Origin of the sequence: Pseudonocardia terrae (assembly GCF_021343995.1) — a bacterium.
GTDB lineage: Bacteria > Actinomycetota > Actinomycetes > Mycobacteriales > Pseudonocardiaceae > Pseudonocardia > Pseudonocardia terrae.
Genome location: NZ_JAJTTE010000056.1, coordinates 1 through 13,151 on the forward strand (window position 1 = coordinate 1; position 13,151 = coordinate 13,151).

The window sequence follows — 13,151 nt, forward strand, 5'->3', positions numbered from 1 at the left end:
CACCCGGCGGCAGCGCGGCACCCGGCGGCAGCGCGGCACCCGGCGGCAGCGCGGCGGCTGTGCCGAAGGAGAGCAGCCCGGATCCGGCGGGGGCCGAAGCGGCCGGCGGGGTGGCCGCGGCTGTCGTCGCCGCGTCCTGCCCCACGGTGTCGTGGGCGAGCGCGACGCCGGGCCCGACCAGGCCCAGGGCACCGATCGTCGCGATCAGAGCGAGGTGCTTGTGGGTTCGGAGCTTCATCCGGTCGCCTTTCGCCTGCACCACTGCCGCCCGGGCGGGCGACCCAGCCCGACGAGGAGGTGACGCTGCGCGACGCGCCGTCCACTACCCGTCGTTCTGCGGGATTTCGTTGAGGTAGGTGGTGCTGGCGTGAATCATGGTGCGCATGTCCGCTTTGGGTCACCACGGGAAAGGCAGAGCCGCTCGAAGGCGTGACACATCCGCCGGTCGGGCGTCACCCGGTGCAGCGAGCGCCTCGAATGCGGGTCGTCCCCTGAACCACCCGTCCGAGCAGCGTGTCTGACGCAGAGTCGCAGTGGTGGTCACCGTCAGTGAAACTGGCTCTCGACCGCAGCAGGCAACCGCCGAGACGCCGAGATACCGCGCAGCCGCTCCAAGATCTCCGTGACAGTCACGGGACGGTCGCCCCGCCAGCCGTCCCATTCCACTCGGAACGATCACACCGGCGCACTCGTGCCGGATCACCGTGGACCACTGCGCAGCCACGCCCGACCCCGTCCACCATGATCGGCGCGACAGTGACAGGACGGTCGCCCTGACAACCCTCACGTCCCACTCGGAACGATCACGACCACGCGTTCGACGGCAGGGCACGGACCTCCACCCGCCATGATCGCGGCGGCAGCGACAGGATGGTCGTCCGGAGAGCCTTCACGTGCAACTCGGAACGATCACGGCGGCGGCATCCACAGAAGCGCCGCGACCGATCAGCATCAAGATCGCCATGCCCGTGACACGACAGCTGGCCCGACAACCCTCAGGTCGCACTCGGAACGATCACGAGGCCCCTCACCCAGCAGCGTTCGACTCAGCCGCGCCATGATCGCGACGACAGCGACAGGACGGTCACCCGACAGCCCTTCCGTCACGATCGGAACGATCACGACGGCGCGTCCCGCAACAGGGCGACTCCGCCGCCATGATCGCGGCGACAGCGACGCTACGGTCGCCCCGACAGCCCTCACGTCACACCCGGAACGATCTTGGGGCAGCAAACGGGGGGTCCACCGCGACTCGCCGAAACCCACAGCCCGACTCGCGGGAGCCCACAACCCGACTCGCGGGAGGGCCGCTAGAACAGGCGAGGGAGCGGGTGGGGCGGGGAAGCCGGCCCACCCGTCATCCCAGCCGCTACCCCGTGAGCCGGGTGGACCGCTACCCCTTGAGCCGGGTGGAGACCTCGGCCCACTTCCCGAGCAGCCGCTCGGCCGCTCCGGAGTCGATCGCGCGGGCCGCCCGCTCCAGGCCCGCCGACAGCTCGGCGTCGAGGTCGGTGACCGGGCCGTCGTAGGCCGCGAGCGCACCGGCGGCGTTGAGCAGCACCGCCTCACGGACGGGGCCCTGCTTGCCGGCGACGAGGTCGCGGGCGACCTCGGCGTTGGCGCGGGCGTCGCCGCCCCGCAGGTCGTCCCGGGTGGCGGGGGCGATGCCGAGGCGTGCGGGATCGACGGTCTCCCGACGCACCTCTCCCCCGCCGGCCATCCAGACCGCGCTGCCGGTGGTGGTGGTCAGCTCGTCGAGCCCGTCGTCGCCTCGCACCACGAGCGCCGACGCCCCGCGCCCGGCCAGCACCTCGGCGATCACCGGGGCGAGCCGCGCGTCCGCGCACCCGACGAGCCCGGCGGAGGGCTGGGCCGGGTTGGTGAGCGGGCCGAGGATGTTCATGGCCGTGGGGACGCCGAGCTCGCGGCGCACCGGGCCGGCGTGCCGCATCGACGGGTGGAAGACCGGGGCGAAGCAGAAGGCGATGCCCGCCTCCGCCACGCACCGCGCGACGGAGGCCGGCGGGAGGTCGATGACCACGCCGAGCGCCTCGAGCACGTCCGCGGCACCCGAGGACGACGACGCGGCCCGGTTGCCGTGCTTCACCACCGGCACCCCGGCGGCCGCGACCACGATCGCCGCCATCGTCGAGATGTTGACGGTGTTGGCCTGGTCCCCGCCGGTGCCGACGATGTCCACCGCGCGCCCGTCGACGGTCACCCGGTTCGCGTGCTCCAGCATGGTCGCGGCGAGGCCGGTGATCTCGGTGGCCGTCTCCCCCTTGGACCGGAGCGCGACGAGGAACCCGGCGAGCTGGGCCGGTGTGGCGTCGGCGGACAGCACGCGGTCCATCACCCAGGCCGTGTCCTCGGCGGCGAGGTCCTGACCGGAGATCAGCCGGCCGAGCAGCGCCGGCCAGGTCTGGTCGGCCATCAGCGGCGGACGGGAGTGCCGTCCCCGCCCTCGACGCCGCGCAGCACGTCGGCCACCGTCTCGGCGGCGGTCAGCGGGTCGAGCGGGTGCACGAGCACGGCGTCGGCGCGGGACCAGGTGGCCAACCACCGGTCGTCGGCGCGCCGGACGGACACCACGATCGGGGGGCAGTCGGTGATCTCGTCCTTCAGCTGCCGGGCGAGGCCCAGGCCGCCGGTCGGTTGCGCCTCCCCGTCGAGGATCGCGAGGTCGACCTCGCCGGCGTCGCAGGCCGCGAGGACCTCGGCGACCCCGGCCGCCTCGACGTACCTGACGCGGCCGAGATCGGGTGCGGGACGCCGCCCGACCGCCGTCACGACGGCCTCCCTGACCTCCGGACGATGGCTGTAGACCAGCACGTTCCAGGTCCGCCGCTCGGACGACGCGGAGGGGCTCGTGCTCGCGGGAAGGCTTCCGGCGCTGCTCACCCGCCGCATACTAGTCAGGCACCCTCACACCCGTGGGTGCGCACGCGCGGGAACCCGGACGGGCTGGTGAGACGTTGTGCGAGTGCCGTCCGACCGGTTCTCCCTGACGAAGTGGGTATCCCGACAGGCTGTAGAAGTTCGCGTGGGGTCATAATGCCCGCGTGACGACAGCGGCTCCCAACATCAGCGCGCGGATCCACTCGCTGAACCGACCGAACCTGGTCAGCATCGGCACCATCGTCTGGCTGTCCAGCGAGCTGATGTTCTTCGCCGGCCTGTTCGCGATCTACTTCACCGCGCGCGCCCAGAACGTCGGCGAGTGGCCTCCGCCGCCGACCCATCTCGACGTCCCCTACGCCCTGGTCGTGACGATCGTCCTCGTGGCGTCGTCGTTCACGTGCCAGTTCGGGGTGTTCGCCGCGGAGCGGGGCGACGTGTTCGGCCTCCGGCGCTGGTACACCCTGACCCTGCTCATGGGCGCGTTCTTCGTGGCCGGGCAGATCAACGAGTACCACACGCTGGTGACCGAGCACGAGACGACGATCTCGTCCAGCGCCTACGGCACGGTCTTCTACATGGCCACGGGCTTCCACGGCCTCCACGTGACCGGCGGCCTGATCGCGTTCATCTTCCTGTTGATCCGCACCAGGCTGAGCAAGTTCACCCCGGCACAGGCCACCGCGGCGATCGTCGTGTCCTACTACTGGCACTTCGTCGACGTCGTCTGGATCGGCCTCTTCGCCGTCATCTACTTCATCCGGTAGCGGACCCCGCTCCCCGGAAGCACCGAACGCCGACCGTGAGGGTTTGACGCCGACGATGACCACCGAGACCACCACACCACCCGCCCCCCGGAAGCGGCGGCCGCACGGCAAGATGCGGCGCAAGTTCGCCGGTCTCCTCGCGATCGGCGTCGCCCTGCTGGCGGTGGGCGCCGGGTACACGCTGCTCGCACCCAACGCCGAGGACAACGAGGCGCAAGCCCAGCCCGACGCCGCGCTGATCGCCAAGGGGCAGCAGCTCTACGAGTCCGCCTGCATCACCTGCCACGGCTCCAACCTGCAGGGGGTCGCGGAGCGCGGTCCCAGCCTGATCGGCGTCGGCGACGCCGCCGTCTACTTCCAGGTCTCCTCCGGTCGGATGCCGCTGGCGCGCCAGGAGGCCCAGGCGGGCCGCAAGCCGCCGCTCCCGAAGTTCGACCCGGACACCGACGAGGGCCGGGCCAACCTCGACGCCCTGGGCGCCTACGTCCAGGCCAACGGCGGCGGACCCGAGACCCCCGCGCAGACCGGCGCCGCCCTCCGTGGTGACGACCCGGCCCGCGGCGGCCAGCTGTTCCGCCTGAACTGCGCCTCGTGCCACAACTTCACCGGTGTCGGCGGTGCGCTGTCGTCGGGCAAGTACGCCCCGACGCTGTCGACGCCCACCGAGGAGCAGATCTACACCGCGATGCTCACGGGCCCGCAGAACATGCCGAAGTTCGGCGACCGGCAGCTCACGCCGGACGAGAAGCGGGACATCATCGCCTACGTCAAGTCCGTCACCAACGGCAACAACCAGGTCGGCGGCTACGACCTCGGGGGCCTCGGCCCGACGACCGAGGGCGTGGTCATCTTCGTCGTCGGCCTGACCGCTGTCGTCGGTTTCGCAATGTGGTTGGGAGCGAAGAATTGAGCGCCACCGACGCAGGGTCGGCGACCCATCCCACCCGCCCCTCCCCGGAGGAGCTCGAGGGGATGAGCCAGGAGGAGCTGGCGCGGCTGGCCGGGACCCTCGACGACGTCGAGGTCGTGCACAACGCGCCCAAGTGGCCGGTCCGGGGCACGCGGGCGGAGAAGCGGGCCGAGCGGACCGTCGCGGTCTGGTTCGTCCTGTCGGCGCTGGCGGCCCTCGGCTTCATCGTCGCGTTCATCGCCTGGCCGCACGACTACCGCGCCCCCGGTACCCCCGGGTACGGCTGGTACGTCCTGTACACCCCGGCCATCGGCTTCCTGTTCGGGTTCACGGTCCTCGCGCTGGGCATCGGTGTCATCGCCTACGTACGGAAGTTCTTCCCGGAGGAGGTCTCGGTCCAGCAGCGGCACGACGGCCGTTCGGACGAGGTCGACCGTCAGACGATCCTCGCCCAGCTGGTCTCCGCCGGGAAGTCGACGGACATCGGCCGGCGCAAGCTGATCACCCGCTCCGCGGGCGCCGCGGCCGGCATCTTCGGCCTCGGTCTCGGCATCGCGGCCATCGGCCCGCTCGTCCGCAACCCGTGGAAGGGCGGCGACCAGGCCGCGCTGTGGGTCACCGGCTGGGCCCCGAAGGGCGGCGAGACCGTCTACCTGCGCCGCGACACCGGCATCCTCAGCGAGGTCTCCCGGGTCCGCCCGGAGGACATGGAGCCGGGCTCCATGGAGACGGTGTTCCCCTACCGCGAGTCGGAGCGCGGCAACGAGGAGGAGCTGCTGCGCGCGCAGCGCGCCTCGGACGCGCCCGTCATGCTGATCCGCCTCCGTCCCGGCACCCCGACGATCAAGCGTCAGGGCCAGGAGAACTTCAACTTCGGCGACTACTACGCCTTCTCGAAGGTGTGCACCCACCTGGGCTGCCCGACGTCGCTGTACCAGACGCAGGACAACCACATCCTGTGCCCGTGCCACCAGTCGCAGTTCCTCGCGACCGAGTACGCGCGGCCGGTCTTCGGTCCGGCGACGCGCGCATTGCCACAGCTGCCCATCACCGTGGACAGTGAGGGCTACTTCGTGGCACGGAGCGACTTCATCGAGCCCGTCGGACCGGCATTCTGGGAGCGGAGGCCATGAGCGCCATCACGACACCCGTCACCAAGTCCGGTGGCCCGAAGAGCAAGGCCGGCGCCGCGCTCGACGAGCTGGACGAGCGGTTCCACCCCGCCGCCGGGCTCCGGAAGCAGTTCAACAAGGTCTTCCCCACGCACTGGTCGTTCATGCTGGGCGAGGTCGCGCTCTACAGCTTCATCGTCCTGCTGCTGTCGGGCACGTACCTCGGCCTGTTCTTCGACCCGTCGATGACCGAGGTCGTCTACAACGGGGCCTTCGACAACCTGCGCGGCATCCACATGTCGCGGGCCTACGAGAGCGCCGTCCAGATCTCCCTGGAGCTCCGCGGCGGCCTGTTCGTACGGCAGATCCACCACTGGGCGGCGCTGCTGTTCGTCGCCTCGATGGTCGTCCACATGTTCCGCGTGTTCTTCACCGGCGCGTTCCGCAAGCCGCGTGAGACGAACTGGATCATCGGCCTGGTGCTGATCCTGCTGGGCATGCTCGAGGGCTTCACCGGCTACTCGCTGCCGGACGACCTGCTCTCCGGCATCGGCCTGCGCATCGCCTCCGGCTTCATCATGTCGATCCCGCTGATCGGCACCTGGATCCACTGGGCGCTGTTCGGTGGCGAGTTCCCGGGCATGGAGATCATCCCGCGGCTGTACATCGTCCACGTGCTGATCTTCCCGGGCATCCTGCTCGCGCTGATCGGCGTGCACCTGGCGCTGGTCTGGTACCAGAAGCACACGCAGTTCCCCGGCCCCGGCCGCAAGGAGAACAACGTCGTCGGTGTTCGGATCCTCCCGGCGTTCGCGGCGAAGGGCGGCGCGTTCTTCGCGATCGTCACCGGCGTCCTCGGCATCATGGCGGGCGTCTTCCAGATCAACCCGATCTGGAACCTCGGCCCCTACGACCCCGCGCACGTCTCCGCCGGGTCGCAGCCCGACTGGTACATGCTCTTCTCCGAGGGCATGGCCCGCATCTTCCCGCCGTGGGAGATCTACCTGTTCGGCCGCTACACGATCCCGGCGGCGTTCTGGGCCACGGTGGCGTTCCTCCCGGTGCTGTTCATCGTCGCGGGCATCTACCCGGCCCTCGAGCGGAAGATGACCGGCGACAACGCGCTGCACAACCTGCTGCAGCGCCCGCGTGACGTCCCCGTCCGCACCTCGCTGGGCATCATGGGCATCACGTTCTACGTCTGGCTGGTGCTCTCGGGCGTCAACGACTGGATCGCCTACTTCTTCCACGTCTCGCTGAACGCGACCACGTGGGCGGGCCGCATCGGCCTGCTGGTGCTCCCGCCGATCGCCTACTGGGTCACCTACCGGATCTGCATCGGCCTGCAGAAGAGCGACCGGGCGGTCCTGGAGCACGGCATCGAGACGGGCATCATCCGGCGCCTGCCGCACGGTGAGTTCATCGAGGTGCACCAGCCGCTGGCCGGCGTCGACGAGCACGGCCACGCGATCCCGCTGGAGTACCAGGCCGCCCCGGTGCCCAAGCGGATGAACCAGCTGGGCTACGGGGGCACGCCGGTCGCCGGCTCGATGCTCGGCCCGGACCCCGCCGACGAGACGGTGGCCCTCGAGCAGGCCCGCGCCGAGAACCACCACCGCGAGCTCGAGGAGCACGACCGGCGCGCCCGGGCCGCGGAGGAGCTGGAGCTGGCCGGCCGGCCCGACGCAGGGCGGCCGAAGGACCAGACGGACTGACGGTCCGCCGGTCCGAACCGGAACACGGAGAAGGGGTCCCGCACCGCGGGGCCCCTTCTCCCGTTCGCGGAACCCCGCCGTTCGCGGGCCCCTGCCGTTCGCGGGCCCCTGCCGTTCGCGGGCCCCTGCCGTTCTCGAGGCCCGTCGACGGACCACCCTGTCCGGGTGGCCAGGTGTGGCACGCCACGCACGGCTGCTACGGTGGCGGACGTGCGACCCGCAGCGATCCTTCTCGCCGCGCGCGCAGGGCTCGTAGTAGCCCAGCGCGTCGGCTGAGCCAGGCTGCCGTCGCGCCCTTCGCGGGACCCTCTCGCCCCGCGCTCCCCCAAGCCGAGAACCCTGCCGAGACCTGGCTCGCGTTCCCAGCAGCACCACGAACGCATCCCCCGGAGCACGTCCATGAGCATCACGATCGACCGGCCGAGCACCACCACCGACCGCACCGCCGGCTGCCGCATCCTCCGCCGCCACACGATCGTCACCACGCACGGCATGGACGGCGTCCTGCTGGTCGCCGCCGAGCTGCGCGCCTGTGGCGGTCTCGTCAAGGAGATGGCGGTCGACGTCCGTGAGGGCGTCGGCTGCAGCGAGCTCACCTGCTCGGTCAGCATGACCGCGGAGGAGGCCGCCGAGTTCGTGACCCGCCTCCGCGCCCTGCCGAGCGTCGAGTCCGTCGACCCCTACTAGAGATCGCGGTATGGAACCAGAATGCGAATTCGAGCCTCGATTTCGAGCATCATGGTTCCATAACGCGGTCAGACGCGGGTCCGGCTACGGGCCGCGGCGAGCATCTCGCCCAGCTCGGCGACCTTGACCCGCTCGGCCCCGCCGCGGGCCTCCCCCAGGCGCAGCTCCTCGGCGTCGAGCCGTTCCCAGTCGGTCCAGGTGACCGGCTCGATGCCGTAGGCCTCCAGCCGTTCGACGACGGACGCCGGGTCCGGGTACTCGGGGTCCGGGAGGGTGTGGAGGTCGTCGAGCAGCGACGCGACGGTCTCCACGGCGTCGCCCTTGTTCGTGCCGATCACGCCGGTGGGGCCGCGTTTGATCCAACCGGTCACGTAGGCCCCGGGCACCGGGCGGTCGCCGTCGACGACGCGTCCGGCCTCGTTGGGCACGATCCCGTTCCGCTCGTCGTAGGGCAGCCCCGGGATCGGCTCGCCCGAGTACCCGATCGCCCGGACGACCAGCCCGGCCTCGAAGGTCTCCTCCTGGCCGGTCCCGACGACCTTCCCGTCGCGCACCTCGTTGCGCTCGACGACCATGCCGGCCACCCGGCCGCCCTCCTCCAGCAGCCGTACGGGCGTGCGCAGGAAGTGCAGGTGGATGCGGCGGGCGGCGTCGCCGGGCTCGTGGCCCGCCCACTCGGTGAGCATCGTGAGGTTCTGCTTCTGTCGGCGCTCCATCGTGTCGAGCACGGCCTCGGGGGTGCCCCGGGACAGCGCGCCGTCGTCGTGCACCAGTACCTGTACGCCCTCGAGCTCGCCGATCTGCCGCAGCTCCGCCGGGGTGAACTTGACGTGCTCCGGGCCGCGCCGGATCACCACGTGGACGTCGGCGACCGCGCTCCCGCGCAGGGTCTCCAGCACCCGGTCAGGGACGTCCGTCCCCGCCATCTCGGCGTGCCCGCGGGCGAGCACGCGGGCGACGTCGAGGGCGACGTTGCCGGCCCCGACCACGACCACGCCGGGGTGGTCGAGCAGCGGGTCCAGGTCGACGAAGTCCGGGTGCCCGCAGTACCAGCTCACGAACGCGCCGGAGCCGTGGCTGCCGTCGAGCTCCTCGCCGGGGATGCCCAGGGCGCGGTCCACCGAGCTGCCCGAGGCGTGCACGATCGCGTGGTAGTGCTCGCGGAGCACCTCGAGCGGGATCCCGCCCTCCCCGACGCGGACGTTGCCCAGGAACCGGACGCGGGAGCCGTCGGCGAAGGGCTTCTGCAGCACCCGGATCACCGACTTCATCTTCACGTGGTCCGGGGCGACGCCGTAGCGGACCAGCCCGTACGGGGCGGGCAGCCGGTCGAGCACGTCGACGTCGACGGGGACCTCGGAGGCCAGCAGGGCGGCCGCGGCGTACAGGCCGGACGGGCCGGCCCCGACCACCGCCACTCTCGGTTGCGCGGGCATCTCGGGCGTCACTGCTCCTCGCGCGCCGCCGGTCGACGGGTCGTCGGCGGTCGGCGGCGGCCGACCCCGCCGGCGTCCGGGGCGCAGGTGGTGGGAATGCGCGTCTGTCCGGCTCAGTATCGCCCGCCCGGGAGGCCCCGCGAGTGAGATCCGTCACGCGCGGCCGGCCCGGTCGGTGGGCGCCGGTCAGCCCGCGAGCTCCTCGCTGCTGCGGAAGGCCCGCCGGTAGTCGGCGGGCGCGACCCCGACGACCTTGCGGAAGTGGTGCCGCAACAGGGTGGCGCTGCCGAACCCGCAGCGGGCGGCCACGGCGTCGACCGAGAGGTCGGTGTCCTCGAGCAGGCGGCGGGCGTGCAGCACCCGCTGTCGGGTGAGCCAGCGCAGCGGCGTCGTTCCCGTCTCGTTCACGAAGCGCCGCGCGAAGGTCCGCTCGGACATCGTGGCGCGCCGGGCCAGGTCCGCGACCGTGTGCTCGACGTCCAGATGCGTCAGCATCCAGTCCAGCAGGGGCCCGAGCGAGTCCGCAGAGCACTCCGGCACGGGACGCTCGATGAACTGGCGCTGCCCGCCCTCACGCTGCGGCGGTACGACCATGCGGCGGGCGATCCCGTTGACGACCGCGCTGCCGAGCTCACGGCGGACCAGGTGCAGGCAGGCGTCGATCCCCGCGGCGGTACCGGCGCTGGTGATGAGGTTGCCGTCGTCGACGAAGAGGACGTCCGGGTCCACCTCCACCAAGGGGTAGCGCTCGCGCAGCTCGTCGACGCTGTGCCAGTGGGCGGTGACCTTGCGCCCGTCCAGCAGCCCGGCCGCGGCCAGGACGAACACGCCCGAGCAGACGCTGAGCAGCATCGCGCCGGCGGCCTCGGCGTCGCGCAGGGCCTGCAGCGCCTCCTCCGGGAACTCCCGCAGCCGCGTGGCGGGGACGGCGACCAGGTCGGCGCCGCGCAGGCCCTCGAGGCCGTACTGCGGCACGACCTGCACGCCCCCGGTGGTGCTGACCGGCTTCCCGGCCTCGAGGCCGCACACGCGGTACTCGAGGACCGGAAGGCCGTCGTCGGAGCGGTCCAGGCCGAACACCTCGCACAGCACGCCGAACTCGAACACGGCGAGCTCGGGCATGACGAGCACGGCGACGCTGCGCAGCATGAGCGCCAGCGTACTGGCGGCATCTTTGCGCAGGGTGTCTTCCCTGCCACTTCTGGCAGGAAGTGATGCAGAGCAAACTTTCTGCCATGACCGCCACGATCCTCGTCCTCGCCGCCCTCGTCGTCCTCGGCTGGAGCCTGGCCCGCGCCCACCGCGACGGGCGGCGCCGCTTCCGGCTCGTCCAGTTCCGCCCCGCAGCGCCGTTCGCGGGCGTGCTGCCGGCCGACCGCGACCGGGAACGCCTCGTCGCCGACCTGCGGGCGCTGCCCGACTCCCCGGCCGACATCGAGACCCGGCTGCGCATCTAGGCACACCCGACCGACGGCGCCGGCCCGGACGGGCCGGCGTCGCCCCTGTCAGGCCAGATGGAACTCCGTGAGCCGCTCCGCTTCCTCCGCCACCTCCCGCGCCACCGCGGCGGGCAGCTCCGCGAACGGGGCCGGCACCACCCGGCCCCCGGTGAACCGCCAGGTTCCGGCCACCCGGCCGTCGACCAGGAAGGTCGGCGTGGACTGCGGCATCCGCGGGGCGAACACCTTCTCCCGGTGCTCCGGTGGCAGGATGCCCGCTCGGGTCGCGTGCCCGAGCAACAGCACCGCGTCCCAGTTCGACAGGAACCGCACCGGTGCCGGGGTGTCCGCGGCCGGGAGCGGCCACCGCGGGAGATCGACGAGCTCGCCGCCCGCCGGATCGCGGAACCGCCGGGTGTCCAGCCGCGCGAGCACCGCCCGGACCTCGGTGACCGTCCAGCCCGCGTACCGCGCGACGTCCTGCGCGGAGGCCGGGCCGAACCCGCGCAGGTAGCGCTCGACCAGCAGCTCCTCGGCACGGGCCCGGTCGGCCCCGCTCGCGGGCACCCAGTCCTCGGCCAGACCGTACACGTGCGCGCGGGGCGACTCCCAGGTCCCGGCGGGCGGCACCCGGACCAGGTCGAGCCACAGCTGCACGCCCTGGAAGGCGATCTTCGGGAACCCGTCCTCCGCGAGCCGTGCGACGATCTCGGCCTGCTTGCGCGGCCCGCCCGCGAGGTACCCGCGGACGGCGGCGGCCACGGCGGGCATGTCCAGCCCCGCGGCCTGCTTCTGCACGCGCAGCCACCACCGGCGCCGGGGCTCGCGCACCGCCTCCGTGAGCGGGGCCAGGTCGGCCGCCGAGACCATGTGGATGGTGCAGCGCATGACCCAGGCCTGGACGATCCGGCGCCGGCTCAGCGCCGCCGTGAGGTCCTCGGGGCGGAAGTCCCGCAGCCGCGACCACAGCCCCACGTAGCCCGACGGCGCGTACTGCGTCTGCAGTCCGCCCACCCGCTCCACGGCGCGGACCGGCGCGGTCCGCGCCCGCTCCAGCAGGAGCTGCCGCGCCAGCAGCGCCCGGTTCAGCTCACCCCACGACAGCACGCGCTCCCCCACGACGCGCACTGTGCCAGGAGACCCCGACAGAAGCGGCCGGTCAGCGCGGGGCGGCGGCCAGCCCGGCGGTGGGGACGGGCAGGCCGAAGCGCTCCCGCAAGGTCCGCAGCGGCGTCCGGTGGGCCCGCAGCAGCGGGACGACGTCGTCGGCCACCTTCTCCAGGCCGCGCGGCCTGGCGGGGAGGAACACCACGCCGTCGGCCCCGGCCGCGGCGAGCTCGCGGGTGAGCGACGCGAGCCCCGCCGATCCGGAGTGGTGCAGCCCCTCGCCCGCCCCGACGCCCACGTCGACCAGGACGCGCAGCGTCGCCGGGTCGCGCCCGGCCTCGGCGGCCGCGCCCTCGAGGTCGAGCCGGCGCATGGCCGCCTCGCGGACCGAGCCGGCCGCGATCCGCACGACGTCGGCGGACCGCGCCGCGACCGGCAGCGCCTCGGGAGCATCGGCGCGGATCACGACGACGGGCTCGCCCTGCGGCGACCGCGGCACCGGGATCCGGCCGCGGACCTCCACGAACTCGCCGCTGAACCCGTCGCTGATCCCGGCGCTGACGTCCGATCCGGTGCCGCCTCCCGTCCGCAGCCGGTGCGCCACCTCGACGACCTCCGCGGCCTCGGCCCACAGCTCGCCGGACGGGGTCGGCGCGAACGGGTCCCGTACCGTGACCTCCCACCCGGCCCGGCCGAGCGAAGCGGCGTCGAGCGCGGCCACGGCGTCGTGCAGGGCGACGGGATCGGCGCCGGTCACCGGCACCTGCGGCACCAGCCCGGTGCCGGGCACGCCCGGGGCCACGCGGGTGGCGCTCGCGAGGGCGTCGAGCCGGGGCTGCACGGGCGCGGCGCCGGCCGCGCCGACAGCGGGGTCGATAGCGGGGTCGACGGCGGGATCGACCAGGAACAGCACGTCGACGCCGCGGGCCGTGAGGGTCATCCGTTCCAGGTACCGGCCCGGATCGGTGCCCTCCCCGCACGGCTGCACGCCCAGCACGATCGGTCGCTCGGCCACGGGTCCCCCTCGGTCGCGTCTCGGACGCACCATCGCAGCACGGGCACGCGCCGGGCGCCCGCCGG

13 protein-coding genes are annotated in these 13,151 nt (G+C 72.7%); 6 read left to right on the forward strand and 7 right to left on the reverse strand.

What is annotated here, in order from left to right:
- The 3 genes from LWC33_RS28035 to LWC33_RS28045 all read right to left on the reverse strand — a co-directional run.
- Positions 1–238: hypothetical protein (locus LWC33_RS28035; protein ID WP_372476707.1), on the reverse strand; the 238-nt coding region annotated here is incomplete at its 3' end.
- A 1,155-nt stretch (positions 239–1,393) separates the two neighbouring features.
- Entirely contained in the window at positions 1,394–2,434 is a 1,041-nt protein-coding gene (trpD, locus tag LWC33_RS28040) for an anthranilate phosphoribosyltransferase (RefSeq protein WP_233307693.1), read from the reverse strand.
- Entirely contained in the window at positions 2,434–2,832 is a 399-nt protein-coding gene (locus LWC33_RS28045; protein ID WP_233307731.1) for a response regulator, read from the reverse strand. Before LWC33_RS28045 ends, trpD begins: the two co-directional genes overlap by 1 nt.
- A 230-nt stretch (positions 2,833–3,062) precedes the next feature.
- Between LWC33_RS28045 and ctaE the strand changes: the two genes are divergently transcribed.
- The 5 genes from ctaE (at position 3,063) to LWC33_RS28070 (ending at position 8,089) form a co-directional block, all read left to right on the forward strand.
- A complete protein-coding gene (ctaE, locus tag LWC33_RS28050) occupies positions 3,063–3,665 on the forward strand; it encodes an aa3-type cytochrome oxidase subunit III (protein ID WP_443720082.1) in 603 nt (200 codons plus the stop codon).
- 55 nt (positions 3,666–3,720) lie between these two features.
- Positions 3,721–4,575, forward strand: a complete 855-nt coding sequence (gene qcrC, locus LWC33_RS28055; RefSeq protein ID WP_233307694.1) for a cytochrome bc1 complex diheme cytochrome c subunit — start codon at positions 3,721–3,723, stop codon at positions 4,573–4,575.
- Positions 4,572–5,708, forward strand: a complete 1,137-nt coding sequence (qcrA, locus tag LWC33_RS28060) for a cytochrome bc1 complex Rieske iron-sulfur subunit (RefSeq protein WP_255693261.1) — start codon at positions 4,572–4,574, stop codon at positions 5,706–5,708. The genes qcrC and qcrA overlap by 4 nt, the downstream gene beginning before the upstream one ends.
- Positions 5,705–7,402, forward strand: a complete 1,698-nt coding sequence (gene qcrB / locus LWC33_RS28065) for a cytochrome bc1 complex cytochrome b subunit (protein ID WP_233307695.1) — start codon at positions 5,705–5,707, stop codon at positions 7,400–7,402. Before qcrA ends, qcrB begins: the two co-directional genes overlap by 4 nt.
- A 399-nt stretch (positions 7,403–7,801) precedes the next feature.
- Entirely contained in the window at positions 7,802–8,089 is a 288-nt protein-coding gene (locus LWC33_RS28070; protein ID WP_233307696.1) for a hypothetical protein, read from the forward strand.
- A gap of 68 nt (positions 8,090–8,157) precedes the next feature.
- Here the strand turns inward: LWC33_RS28070 and LWC33_RS28075 are convergent, their stop codons facing one another.
- Both LWC33_RS28075 and LWC33_RS28080 read right to left on the reverse strand, forming a co-directional pair.
- Positions 8,158–9,525: an FAD-dependent oxidoreductase gene (locus LWC33_RS28075; protein WP_233307697.1), complete on the reverse strand. Its 1,368-nt coding sequence runs from the start codon at positions 9,523–9,525 to the stop codon at positions 8,158–8,160.
- 186 nt (positions 9,526–9,711) lie between these two features.
- The gene (locus tag LWC33_RS28080; protein ID WP_233307698.1) at positions 9,712–10,674 is read right to left on the reverse strand and encodes a helix-turn-helix domain-containing protein; all 963 of its coding nucleotides are present in this window, start codon (positions 10,672–10,674) and stop codon (positions 9,712–9,714) included.
- Between the two features lie 86 nt (positions 10,675–10,760).
- Between LWC33_RS28080 and LWC33_RS28085 the strand changes: the two genes are divergently transcribed.
- Entirely contained in the window at positions 10,761–10,982 is a 222-nt protein-coding gene (locus LWC33_RS28085; RefSeq protein WP_233307699.1) for a hypothetical protein, read from the forward strand.
- A 48-nt stretch (positions 10,983–11,030) separates the two neighbouring features.
- On the opposite strand, the gene LWC33_RS28090 is transcribed toward LWC33_RS28085, so the two are convergent.
- Positions 11,031–12,083 carry a winged helix DNA-binding domain-containing protein gene (locus tag LWC33_RS28090; RefSeq protein WP_233307700.1) on the reverse strand — a complete coding sequence of 351 codons (1,053 nt, stop codon included), beginning with the start codon at positions 12,081–12,083 and terminating at the stop codon, positions 11,031–11,033.
- Between the two features lie 40 nt (positions 12,084–12,123).
- A complete protein-coding gene (locus LWC33_RS28095) occupies positions 12,124–13,086 on the reverse strand; it encodes an LLM class flavin-dependent oxidoreductase (protein ID WP_233307701.1) in 963 nt (320 codons plus the stop codon).
- Between the last annotated feature and the right edge of the window lie 65 nt (positions 13,087–13,151).

What these genes read in the sequence shown, in the direction of transcription:
- trpD (WP_233307693.1), bottom strand. Translation starts at nt 2,434, where the DNA reads ATGGCCGACCAGACCTGGCCGGCGCTGCTCGGCCGGCTGATCTCCGGT.
- qcrC (WP_233307694.1), top strand. Translation starts at nt 3,721, where the DNA reads ATGACCACCGAGACCACCACACCACCCGCCCCCCGGAAGCGGCGGCCG.
- qcrB (WP_233307695.1), top strand. Translation starts at nt 5,705, where the DNA reads ATGAGCGCCATCACGACACCCGTCACCAAGTCCGGTGGCCCGAAGAGC.
- LWC33_RS28070 (WP_233307696.1), top strand. Translation starts at nt 7,802, where the DNA reads ATGAGCATCACGATCGACCGGCCGAGCACCACCACCGACCGCACCGCC.
- LWC33_RS28075 (WP_233307697.1), bottom strand. Translation starts at nt 9,525, where the DNA reads ATGCCCGCGCAACCGAGAGTGGCGGTGGTCGGGGCCGGCCCGTCCGGC.
- LWC33_RS28080 (WP_233307698.1), bottom strand. Translation starts at nt 10,674, where the DNA reads ATGCTGCGCAGCGTCGCCGTGCTCGTCATGCCCGAGCTCGCCGTGTTC.
- LWC33_RS28085 (WP_233307699.1), top strand. Translation starts at nt 10,761, where the DNA reads ATGACCGCCACGATCCTCGTCCTCGCCGCCCTCGTCGTCCTCGGCTGG.